Origin of the sequence: Salinicoccus sp. HZC-1 (assembly GCF_046736035.1) — a bacterium.
Taxonomy (GTDB): domain Bacteria; phylum Bacillota; class Bacilli; order Staphylococcales; family Salinicoccaceae; genus Salinicoccus.
The window spans coordinates 1,074,204-1,086,011 of sequence record NZ_CP177130.1 but is presented as its reverse complement, the minus strand read 5'-3'; the positions used below and the strand labels follow the sequence as shown (position 1 = coordinate 1,086,011).

11 protein-coding genes are annotated in these 11,808 nt (G+C 42.5%); all 11 read right to left on the bottom strand.

The genetic code is table 11. The annotated features are described in order from the left end of the window. Positions 1 to 6 precede the first annotated feature (6 nt). Complete coding sequence (gene pyrH, locus ACKRAT_RS05405) at positions 7 to 729, bottom strand: UMP kinase (protein WP_411844077.1); 723 nt, start codon at positions 727 to 729, stop codon at positions 7 to 9. Between the two features lie 68 nt (positions 730 to 797). Then, complete coding sequence (tsf, locus tag ACKRAT_RS05400; RefSeq protein WP_411844076.1) at positions 798 to 1,676, bottom strand: translation elongation factor Ts; 879 nt, start codon at positions 1,674 to 1,676, stop codon at positions 798 to 800. 114 nt (positions 1,677 to 1,790) lie between these two features. Further along, positions 1,791 to 2,558 carry a 30S ribosomal protein S2 gene (gene rpsB / locus ACKRAT_RS05395; RefSeq protein WP_411844075.1) on the bottom strand — a complete coding sequence of 256 codons (768 nt, stop codon included), beginning with the start codon at positions 2,556 to 2,558 and terminating at the stop codon, positions 1,791 to 1,793. 151 nt (positions 2,559 to 2,709) lie between these two features. Further along, positions 2,710 to 3,480, bottom strand: coding sequence for a GTP-sensing pleiotropic transcriptional regulator CodY (gene codY / locus ACKRAT_RS05390; RefSeq protein ID WP_411844074.1), 771 nt, complete (start codon positions 3,478 to 3,480; stop codon positions 2,710 to 2,712). A 19-nt stretch (positions 3,481 to 3,499) separates the two neighbouring features. Next, positions 3,500 to 4,870 (bottom strand): ATP-dependent protease ATPase subunit HslU, encoded by a 1,371-nt coding sequence (gene hslU / locus ACKRAT_RS05385; RefSeq protein ID WP_411844073.1) that lies wholly within the window; start codon positions 4,868 to 4,870, stop codon positions 3,500 to 3,502. A gap of 14 nt (positions 4,871 to 4,884) precedes the next feature. Then, positions 4,885 to 5,424 (bottom strand): ATP-dependent protease subunit HslV, encoded by a 540-nt coding sequence (hslV, locus tag ACKRAT_RS05380; RefSeq protein ID WP_411844072.1) that lies wholly within the window; start codon positions 5,422 to 5,424, stop codon positions 4,885 to 4,887. Between the two features lie 4 nt (positions 5,425 to 5,428). Beyond that, a complete protein-coding gene (gene xerC / locus ACKRAT_RS05375; RefSeq protein WP_411844418.1) occupies positions 5,429 to 6,310 on the bottom strand; it encodes a tyrosine recombinase XerC in 882 nt (293 codons plus the stop codon). A 217-nt stretch (positions 6,311 to 6,527) separates the two neighbouring features. Then, entirely contained in the window at positions 6,528 to 8,594 is a 2,067-nt protein-coding gene (topA, locus tag ACKRAT_RS05370; protein ID WP_411844071.1) for a type I DNA topoisomerase, read from the bottom strand. 107 nt (positions 8,595 to 8,701) lie between these two features. Further along, on the bottom strand, positions 8,702 to 9,502 hold the full coding sequence (gene dprA / locus ACKRAT_RS05365) for a DNA-processing protein DprA (RefSeq protein WP_411844070.1): 801 nt from the start codon (positions 9,500 to 9,502) through the stop codon (positions 8,702 to 8,704). Positions 9,503 to 9,669: 167 nt separating this feature from the next. Next, on the bottom strand, positions 9,670 to 10,578 hold the full coding sequence (gene sucD / locus ACKRAT_RS05360; protein ID WP_411844069.1) for a succinate--CoA ligase subunit alpha: 909 nt from the start codon (positions 10,576 to 10,578) through the stop codon (positions 9,670 to 9,672). A gap of 17 nt (positions 10,579 to 10,595) precedes the next feature. After that, positions 10,596 to 11,765 carry an ADP-forming succinate--CoA ligase subunit beta gene (gene sucC, locus ACKRAT_RS05355; protein WP_411844068.1) on the bottom strand — a complete coding sequence of 390 codons (1,170 nt, stop codon included), beginning with the start codon at positions 11,763 to 11,765 and terminating at the stop codon, positions 10,596 to 10,598. Positions 11,766 to 11,808 lie beyond the last annotated feature (43 nt).

Genomic DNA, 11,808 nt, shown 5'->3' with positions numbered 1-11,808 from the left:
CTCCCATTACTTTTTGATGAACGTACCGATTGTTTCTCCTGATACAGCACGTTTGATATTACCCTCTTCTGTAATCGAAAATACCACAAGCGGTATATCATTGTCCATACAAAAGGATGAAGCTGTTGCATCCATGACCTGAAGATTGTCCTGGATCATTTCCATGTAAGTCAGCGTATCGTACTTGAATGCATTGTTATCGAACTTAGGGTCTGCAGAATAAACACCATCTACATTATTTTTGCCCATGAGGATTACATCGGCTTCAACTTCTGCAGCACGAAGCGCTGCAGTCGTATCTGTAGAGAAGTAAGGATTGCCTATACCAGCTGCGAATATAACGATGCGGCCTTTTTCAAGATGTCTGATCGCCCGTCTTCTGATGTACGGCTCCGCCACTTGCTTCATCTCAATGGAAGTAAGCACGCGCGTTTCGCATCCCAACTGTTCCAGGCTGTCCTGCAGTGCAAGAGAATTCATCACTGTAGCAAGCATTCCCATATAATCTGCAGTTCCGCGGTCCATGCCGAGATCACTGCCGACCTTGCCGCGCCAAATGTTTCCGCCGCCTACAATGACTGCAATTTCCACGCCAAGGCTTTTGGCATCTACAACCTGCTCAGCTATATTCTTAATGACAACTGGATTAATGCCGAAGCCGTCATCCCCGGCTAATGCTTCTCCGCTCAATTTCAGTACGATACGATTGTATTTGGAAGTTTCAGGCATATATCTTCATCCTTATCTATTATTGTTGAATATCCATTTAGAAAAAAAGACACCGAAGTGTCTTTTCCTTATTTATTAACTTGACCTAGAACTTCATCGGCGAAGTTTTCTTCTCTTTTCTCGATACCTTCTCCGACTTCAAAGCGGATAAAGTCTTTAAGAGTACCACCTTTAGACTTCAGGAACTGCTCAACAGTCTGATCGGAGTCTTTAACAAACGGCTGGTCAACAATGCAGATCTCTTCAAGATACTTGCGCATTCTGCCTTCAACCATTTTGTCGACAATTTTTTCAGGTTTGCCTTCATTTAGCGCCTGTTGTCTTAAGATTTCTTTCTCATGTTCAAGTTCTTCCTGGGAAACATCATCTTTGGAAACATATTTAGGGTTCAATGCAGCAGCATGCATTGCTACATCTTTGGCCGCCTGCTCATCTGTTGAACCTTCAACGACTGTAAGCACACCGATTCGTCCACCCATGTGCAAGTACTCACCGAATGCATCATTATCTGTTTTCTCAGCAACAGCGAATCTTCTAAGAGTAAGTTTTTCTCCAATTTTAGATACCGCTTCAGTCATCACATCTTCAACTTTCTTACCGTTTAACTCAGATGCATTTAGATCTTCAAGGTTAGCCGGTTTAGTTTCAAGAATATGAGTCGCCATATCGCTGACCAAATTCTGGAAGCTTTCGTTTCTTGCTACGAAATCAGTTTCGGAGTTGATTTCAACGATAGCTGCCGCATTACCTTGTGATTTAACTCCTACTAAACCTTCTGCCGCAACGCGGTCTGCTTTTTTAGCAGCCTTGGAGATACCTTTTTCACGAAGATAGTCTGCCGCTTTGTCGATGTCACCGTCAGTCTCCTGGAGTGCTTTTTTGCAATCCATCATGCCAGCGCCTGTTTTTTCACGTAGTTCTTTAACCAATTTTGCTGAAATAGCCATAATTCATCCTCCTGAACTAATGTTTAAATTATGCAGACGGAAAACTATATACTTTCCTGTCTGTAAAAAAAGGTGATAAGAATAGGATACTTATCACCGTTGTTTCAATCTTTATTATCTTTCGCCTGCTTCAGCAGTCTCTTCTTTTGAGCCTTCGCTCATGTCGATGTTCTGCTCTTCAGCAATTTCTTCATCAGAAACGCCTTGTTGACCTTCTAGTACAGCATCCGCCATTTTACTTGTCATAAGTCTTACGGCACGGATTGCGTCGTCGTTTGCAGGGATAACATAGTCGATTTCATCTGGATCACAGTTAGTATCAACCATTGCAACGATAGGAATGTTAAGTTTTTTAGCTTCCATGATTGCATTGCGTTCTTTCCTAGGGTCCACAATGAATAGTGCCTTAGGCATTTCTTTCATTTCACGGATTCCACCTAGGAATTTATTCAAACGGTCATACTCTTTACGGAGTTCAGTAACTTCTTTTTTAGGAAGTACTTCAAAAGTACCGTTCTCTTCCATCTTTTCAATTTCAGAGATGCGTCTAATACGTTTTGAGATTGTTTTGTAGTTAGTAAGAATACCACCTAGCCATCTTTCGTTTACGAAAAGTTGACCCGCTCTTTCAGCTTCTTCTCTGATTGCGTCCTGAGCCTGTTTCTTAGTACCAACAAATAGCACTTTGCCGCCGTCTTCGGAAATACTTTTCACGAAGTCGTAAGCTTCCGCTACTTTTTTAACTGTTTTCTGTAAATCAATGATGTAGATGCCGTTTCTCTCAGTGAAGATGTATCTCTTCATCTTAGGATTCCAGCGACGAGTCTGGTGACCGAAATGTACACCAGCTTCAAGCAATTGTTTCATAGTAATAACTGCCATTGTATAGTTCCTCCTTAGGTTTTTCCTCCAGTACTGCTATGATAACGACCAAATCGGCACCTGTTATCAACCGACAATACTGTGTGTGATGGGCTGCAATTCAGCCGTTTAATAATATATCATATTTCATCATTTAAATCAAACACAAAAATCAGCTTTCTTTCCTGAGTTCAGGGAGGAAGTCTTCTTTTTTAACTTTAATGAATGTACCTTTCATTCCTAACGACCTTGATTCGATTACACCGGCACTTTCAAGTTTGCGGAGCGCATTGACGATGACTGAACGTGTAATTCCTACACGGTCTGCGACTTTGGATGCTACAAGCAGACCTTCATCCGCGTTAAGTTCTTCGAAAATGTGCTCGATTGCTTCTCTTTCGGAATAGGAAAGTGAACGGATTGCCATAGCAATGCTCGCCTTGTCCCGCGCTTTTTTCTCAATCTCTTCCTGTTTCTCTCTAAGCACTTCCATACCAACGACTGTTCCTGCATATTCTGCGAGAACCAGGTCATCTTCGGAGAACGCTTCAGTGACGCGGCCGAGAATCAGCGTACCCAGACGCTCTCCACCGCCGTTAATCGGAACGATGCATGTTTCTGAATCCTGGTAGGAATCCTCTGCCGGGAAGATAGTCATCGGATCTTCAAATTTGATGTTCTCATATGTTTCATCAATTTTCATTACCTTCTTTACATATTCATCAGGGAATCTGCGGTTTTCAAGCATCTCTCTGATACGCGGGTTCTTGATTTCTGAATTGACACCAAAACCAAGGACCTTGCCTTTACGTGATACGATGAACGCGTTACATACCAGTACATTGCTCACAATTTCTGAAACTTCCTTAAAATCGACTTTCAGACCTTTGTTGCCCTGAATCAGTTTGTTAATCTCTCTTGTTTTCTGTAATAGACTGCTCATTCTTTTGTCTCCTTCATGATTATAAAATAAATGCGCTTAAGTTCTTATCTGATTTTATTTTGTCTAATCTGGATGTAACGTAATGCTTGGTAATTTCAACGTGGGCCCCCTGCATACCGCTTGCTTCAAACAATAGTTCTTCAAGCAGTGTTTCCAGTATAGTGTGGAGACGTCTCGCTCCGATATCATCCGTATCCGAATTCACCTGGAATGCAATTTCTGCAAGCTCCTTCACCGCTTCGTCCGTAAATGATATTGTCACGCCTTCTGTTGAAAGCAATGCTTCATATTGTTTCAACAGAGAACTTTTCGGCTCTCTCAATATATTTTCAAAGTCTTCCGCTTTGAGCTTATCCAGCTCAACACGGATCGGGAAACGACCCTGCAGTTCCGGAATCAGATCACTCGGTTTTGCAACATGGAAAGCACCTGCACCAATGAACAGGATATGATCCGTATTGATCGGACCATACTTCGTCTGAATTGTACTGCCTTCCACAATCGGCAGGATATCTCGTTGGACGCCTTCACGGGAAACATCGCCTGAGTTTTGCCCGCCTTTGGCGATTTTATCCATTTCATCAATGAAAATAATCCCCATCGTTTCTGCAAGTTCAATCGCTTCGGAGTTTACAGTATCCGTATCAATGATTTTTTCCGCTTCTTCACGCTTCAGATATTCACGCGCCTTGCTGACTGATAAAGTGCGCTTATGCTTTTTCTTGGGCATGAACTGTTTCAGCATATCCTGCATGCCGCCCTCATCCATGCCTGGCATCGTCATGCCCATGGGATTTTGGCTCTGCTCCACTTCGATCGTTACCTTTTCATCTTCGAGAAGTCCCGCTTTCAACTTCTCACGTAAACTCATTCTCTTTTGGCGTACTTCATCAGTGACCTCTTCATATTCCTCATCACCCTGCTGGTTCATGAGCATTTCAAAAGGATTGTTCGATTGTTTCGTACGCTTCACACCGGGTGCAAGCAAACCGACAAGACGTTCCTCCGCCAGGTTTGCAGCATCGTCTTCCACCAATCTCATCTGCTCTTCTTTGACGATTCGAACCCCTGCTTCAACAAGGTCCCTCACCATGCTTTCAACGTCCCGGCCGACATAGCCCACTTCTGTGAACTTCGTCGCTTCGACCTTGGAGAAAGGAGCACCGGTCAGCTTTGCCATACGTCTTGCTATTTCTGTTTTCCCTACTCCTGTCGGTCCAATCATAAGAATGTTTTTGGGAATCACTTCATCTTTTAATGAATCATCCAGCTGCATGCGTCTGTATCTGTTTCGCATCGCTATCGCCACTTTACGTTTCGCTTCATCTTGACCAATGATGTCTTCATCAAGACGTGCTGTTATTTCTCTGGGAGAAAGATTCTGTTTCACTTATAGACGCTCCTTTAATCAATCGTTTCTACAATAATATTATCATTGGTAAACACACAAATTTCACTGGCAATCAGGAGACTGTCGCGTGCGATGGTTTCCGCATCAAGACCATCGCCGTGACGCTTCATCGCCCTCCCGGCACTTAATGCAAAATTACCACCGCTGCCGATTGCAAGTATTCCATCATCCGGCTCGATGACTTCGCCGGTACCACTTACCAGAAGCATCGTTTCCTTGTCCATTACGATGAGCATTGCCTCGAGTTGTCTGAGAATCTTATCGCCTCTCCACTCTTTGGCAAGTTCAACCGCTGCACGTGGGAGATTACCGTTATATGCATGCAGATTCGCTTCGAATTTTTCAAATAGTGTAAAGGCATCCGCCACACTGCCTGCAAAACCTGCGACGACTTTGTCATCAAACAGCCGTCTCACTTTACGTGCAGTATGTTTCATCACAACCTGATTGCCCAGCGTAACCTGCCCGTCTCCAGCCATTGCCATCTTATCCTGATGCCGTATGGCAAATATCGTTGTTCCTTTAATAGCCATTTTTTCACCTCTTATTATTTGCTGGATGGTGTTTTAAATATGTCTTCCTCAACTGTTCTTTCGAAACGTGGGTATATCTCTGTGTCGTAGATAACGACTCATGGCCGAGAAGTTCCTGGACCGCTCTTAAATCCGCACCGTTGTTCAACATATGGGTTGCGAAGCTGTGCCTTATCTTGTGGGGGTGTATGTGAAAGTCACTTGCACTTTTTTTGACCATCATATCCAGCACATACCTTAAGCCTCTTGATGTTAACGGGCCGTTTCTATGGTTGATCCAAAGTGACCCACACAAATCAATCGCATCACGATGCGCTTCGATATAATTCTGAAGTGCGTGTGATGCTCTTTCTCCAAATGGTATGACTCTTTCCTTGCCGCCTTTACCAGTCACTTTGATGATTGAATGATTGAAATCAATGTTTGAGAGCTTCAGGCTGAGCAGTTCGGAAGCCCTGATCCCTGTAGCATAAAGTAGCTCAAGCAGTGCGGAATCTCTGTTATACATACTCGAGTTCTGATTCAATCCTTCAAACAGTGCATTGATTTCATTCTCATAAAGGAAGCCGGGTAAAGACTTTTCCTGTTTTGGATTAGGCAGGCTGCTAAATGGATTGGCAGCCACTATGTTCCGATCGAGCAAATAGTTATAAAAACTTCTCAACGCTGATATTTTTCTGGATACCGTCGACTTTTTCAACTTGTTTTCATATAAGTGGTTGAGATAGTTTCTGGCATCCATGTATTTAAATCTTTCTATGGAAAGGTCTTCCGTTTCCAGGAAATTTTCAAATTCACGGATATCTCTTCTATAATTAGTGACGGTATGCTCCGAAAGATTGCGCTGAAAAGTCAGCTGATCCAGAAACTGTTCAAGGTAGCGGATACCCCCCACCTCCTTTATCAGAATCTTATCACAATTATAAAAAATCATACAAATGATATGAGAATTCATAATAAAATTACGTTTTTGAAACACTCTCTTAGTTCCCAATGATACATTGTAAACTATTTATCAAGCGAATGCACAAAATTTAATGAATATTATTAAAACATTTTTTGAAGAAGCAAAAATACCCATATATCAATATGGGTATTTCGAGTTACTCTGCTTTTTCTTCATACTCACAGTTCGTACATTTAACTTTGGCTGTTTTACCTTTTTTGGCTTCCACAAGATAGTGGTCGCACTTCGGACAATCCCTTCCGATTGGACGGTCCCATGATATAAAGTCGCATTCCGGATATTGATCACATCCGTAGAACAAACGATTCTTTTTGGATTTTCTTTCTACCACTTCACCGTCTTTACATTTTGGACACTTCACGCCAATCGTCTTGACGATGGCTTTAGTGTTCCTGCAGTCAGGGAAGTTCGAGCATGCCATGAATTTACCATAGCGTCCCATTTTATAAACCATTGGCGATCCACATTTTTCACAATCCTCGCCGGCCGGTTCATCTTTGATTTCGATCTTTTCCATCTCTGCATCGGCGCGTTCCACCTGGGGACTGAATTCCTTATAGAAATCATCGATGACTTTCACCCATGATGCTTCACCTTCTGCAACGTCATCCAGACTTTTTTCCATCGTTCTCGTAAAGTCGACATCAATGATGTCCGGGAAGTATTCAGTCATGGACTGATTGACGATTTCCCCAATTTCAGTTGGCATAAACCGTTTCTGATCCATCTTTACGTAGTTCCTCTTTTGGATCGTATCGATTGTCGGCGCATATGTGGACGGTCTGCCAATGCCGAGTTCTTCCAGCGTTTTAACCAGTCTCGCCTCTGTGAATCTCGGTGGCGGCTGTGTGAAATGCTGCTTTGGATCTACCTTTTCAGATTTGACTGTCTCACCTTCGGCAATCTCGGGAAGACGGTTATTTAAATCTTCTTCGCCATCATCATTGCCTTCAATGTAGATTTGCATAAATCCTTTAAACTTGATTGTCTGTCCATTGCTTCTGAAAATCACACCGTTATTCGATAACTCCATTTTTACAGTATCAAGAATCGCAGCTGACATGTTACTCGCAATAAAACGGTCCCATATGAGTTTATACAATCTGTACTGATCACGTGATAAGTACTGCTTCATATTGGCCGGTGTGCGGTTCGCTGACGTCGGGCGGACAGCTTCGTGGGCATCCTGACTCGATTCAGACTGCTTCACCGATTTTTTTCTGCCAACGTATTCATCGCCATATTCCTTTTGAATGAAGTCCGTTGCTTCATTTTGTGCCACAGGTGATATCCTTGTAGAGTCTGTTCTCATATAAGTGATCAGACCGACAGTGCCTTCCCGTTTAATATCAATCCCTTCGTAAAGCTGTTGTGCCACCATCATCGTCTTGCGTGCTTTGAAGTTCAATTTGCGGGCAGCTTCCTGCTGCAGTGATGAAGTTGTGAAGGGCTGTGAAGGATGTCTCTTTTTCTCTTTCTTCTCAACAGAATCTACATTAAAGTCATTTCCGCTGAGCTGGGCGAGTACTTTATCTACATCATCTTTAGTTTTTAACTTGATCTTTTCACTTTCAAGTCTGTTGAACTTGCCTTCAAAACTACTTCGACCATACTTAAACTGACCTGTAATCGTCCAATATTCTTCAGGATTGAATTTACGGATTTCATTTTCCCTGTCAATCACCAATCTCAGTGCGACAGATTGTACACGGCCGGCTGAAAGGCCTTTTTTCACTTTCTTCCATAATACAGGAGAAATATTGTAACCCACAAGACGATCTAAAATACGTCTTGCCTGCTGCGCATCCACCAGCTGCTGATTGATTTCACTCGGATGTTTGAAACTCTCTTTAACTGCTTCTTTCGTGATTTCGTTAAATACTACTCTGTAGTACTCTTTGTCATCCCCAAGTGCATGGCTCAAATGCCAGGCAATTGCTTCACCTTCGCGGTCCGGGTCACTTGCCAGGTATATTTTCTTCGCTTTTTTGGCTTCTTTCTTCAAATCTTTAAGAAGAGGACCTTTCCCGCGAATGGTAATGTATTTAGGCTCGTAATTATTTTCTGTATCTATCCCCGTTTGACTGCGAGGCAAATCTCGAACATGCCCCATCGAAGCAACGACTTTATATCGCTTACCCAAATATTTTTCGATGGTTTTGGCTTTGGCCGGTGATTCGACAATAACCAAATTATCTGCCATTTTCGACTGCCTCCTTTTTTTCTTGTCTTTTCAAATCCAAATAATACAGTGAATTAAAATTGTTTGTCAACTATAATAGATTTTAAATTTTCGTTAAAGGATGAAATTCAACAGATAAAATCTTCTAAAACATCGTCTGCTGTGAGGACAGGTTTTGCCCCTTCCTGAAGTCTTAAATTTGTTCCTTTCGATAATTTTGAAGTGATGTTTCCAGGCACACAATAGGAAAACCTGTTTTCGTTCAAAGCCATATCCAAAGTAACCAGACTGCCACTTTTCTCTTCTGCTTCCGTGACCAGAACACCTTTGGAAATCCCTGCTATGATACGGTTTCGAGCGATGAATCTCCATTTATCAATGCCGGTATGCGGCGGATATTCACTGATGACCAAATATTTATTTTCCATGATTTCCCTGATTTTCTTCGTCGTGGAAGGATAATGGAAATCAAAACCGAATGCCAGTACACCAATTGTGGTTACTCCGGAATCCATTGAAATATTATGAGCCATTTCATCAGCGCCATAGGCAAGCCCCGAGACAATTGAAATTTTATTTTTAAAACGCGGTAAAATGTCTGTTAACACCCTCCGTGAATAAGTGGTTGCTTTCCTGCTTCCGACAACACCAAGGATAGGATTTTTCAATATTTTTATGTCTCCCCTATAGTAAAGGATGTACGGCGGATCATAAATCTCTTTTAATAATTCCGGATATAAATCATCTTCAATCGTAATGAAGGAAATATTCTTTTCCTCCAGGTTCCGCCGCAGCAGCGACTCATTCAGCTGGCTGCAGTATGTCAGTTTTTCTCTCAATTTTACCCGGTCAATTTTATTGTCATTGCCTTGCAGGGCTGCATATTCATGAGGTGTAACACCTGCATAACTCATGGAAAGCATATTCATGGTCTTCCTCCTAAAATAATACTTATATATCTATATATATTATAGAAGGAAAAGAACAGATCTAAGATTACTATTCCGATATATTTAATGGTAATAAAAGTAAAAAAAGAGGAGTAATCCATGAAGGATTCTCCTCTTTTCTATTATATCCATGATTTATATGACAATTACTTTACAGTTAAGCATTTTTCATATAATCCATCTTCTTTTTTGATGCGTGAAATAAGTGTTTCACCGATTTCAGATGGAGTATCTGCAGTTTCAATGCCGCATGCATTCATAGTTTTGATTTTCTCATCTGCAGTACCTTTACCGCCTGAGATAATCGCACCAGCGTGGCCCATGCGTTTTCCTGGAGGTGCTGTTACACCGCCGATGAATCCAACGACAGGTTTAGTCATGTTTTCTTTAACCCACTCTGCAGCTTCTTCTTCTGCAGTACCGCCGATTTCACCAATCATTACGACTGCGTAAGTTTCAGGGTCTTCGTTGAAAGCTTTAAGGGAGTCGATGAAGTCTGTACCGTTCACAGGGTCTCCGCCAATACCTACAGCAGTAGTCTGTCCGATGCCTTCTTCAGTCAGCTGATGTACAGCTTCATAAGTCAGTGTACCGGAACGGCTTACTACGCCAACGTGGCCTTTTTTGTGAATGTAACCCGGCATGATGCCAATCTTACACTCATCAGCTGTGATTACACCCGGGCAGTTAGGACCTACCAGGCGTGTTTTCTTGTCTTCCAGATAACGCTTGACTTTAACCATGTCAAGAACAGGAATGTGCTCTGTAATACAGATTGCCATGTCCAGTTCTGCATCAGCAGCCTCAACGATCGCATCTGCTGCGAATGGAGCAGGAACGTAGATTACAGAAACATTTGCCCCTGTTGCTTCTTTTGCTTCTTCGACAGTGTTGTAGACGGGTACGCCTTCAACATCCTGACCGCCTTTACCAGGTGTTACGCCGGCAACAATTTTCGTGCCGTATTCAATCATCTGTTTTGTATGGAACAGTGCAGTAGCACCAGTTATACCTTGTACTAATACTTTCGTATCTTTATCGATAAATACACCCACAGTAGATTCCTCCGTTATTATTTATTTTGGTTGACCGCTTCAATGATTTTTTGAGCGCCTTCCGCCATAGTGCTTGCAGGGATGATGTCAAAGTCAGAAGAATCGAGAATCTCTTTACCTTTTTCAACATTCGTCCCTTCAAGACGTACAACAAGCGGAATTTCGAGGCCGATGTTCTTAACAGCTTCCACAACACCTTCAGCGATTACATCACATTTCATGATTCCACCGAAAATGTTTACGAAGATTCCTTCAACACCTTCATCGCCAAGGATGATTTTGAATGCTTCAGTAACCTTCTCAGTTGTTGCGCCGCCCCCTACGTCAAGGAAGTTAGCCGGTCTTCCGCCGAAGTGATTGATCGTATCCATAGTCGCCATCGCAAGACCGGCGCCGTTTACCATGCAGCCGATGTTTCCATCAAGCGCAACATATGACAGATCGTATTTGGAAGCCTGGATTTCTTTTGGATCCTCTTCATCAAGGTCGCGGAGTTCTACAACATCTTTGTTGCGGAATAGCGCGTTCTCGTCAAAGTTGACTTTCGCATCCAGTGCAAGCACTTCACCTTCGCCAGTGGATACCAGCGGGTTGATTTCCATGATTGCGCAATCTTTCTCTGTGAATACCTTATATAGAGAAAGCATGAGTTTAGCCGCTTTGTTAACGGACTCTTTAGGGATGTTGATGTTGAATGCAAGACGTTTCGCCTGGTATGGCATCAAGCCGACAACAGGATCGATAACTTCTTTGAAGATTTTTTCAGGAGTTTTTTCAGCTACTTCTTCGATTTCAGTACCGCCTTCTTCAGACCCCATCAAAACAACTCGGTCAGTTGCGCGGTCGATGACGAAACCGATGTAGTATTCATTTTGGATATCGCAGCCTTCTTCGACAAGAAGACGTTTAACTTCTTTACCTTCCGGTCCTGTTTGATGTGTAACAAGCACTTTGCCAAGTAATTCCTTAGCATACTCTCTTACCTCATCAATTGATTTAGCGATTTTTACACCGCCTGCTTTTCCACGTCCACCTGCGTGGATCTGTGCTTTTACAACATATACATCAGAATCCAGTGTTTTTGCTACATCCACTGCTTCCTCCGGTGTGTATGCCACGCTACCGTTAGGCACGGCTACGCCCATGGAGCGAAAAATTTCTTTCCCTTGATACTCATGGATATTCATGTTCATCCTCCTAAGACTTTTTTAATCCTTACCATTCAATTAT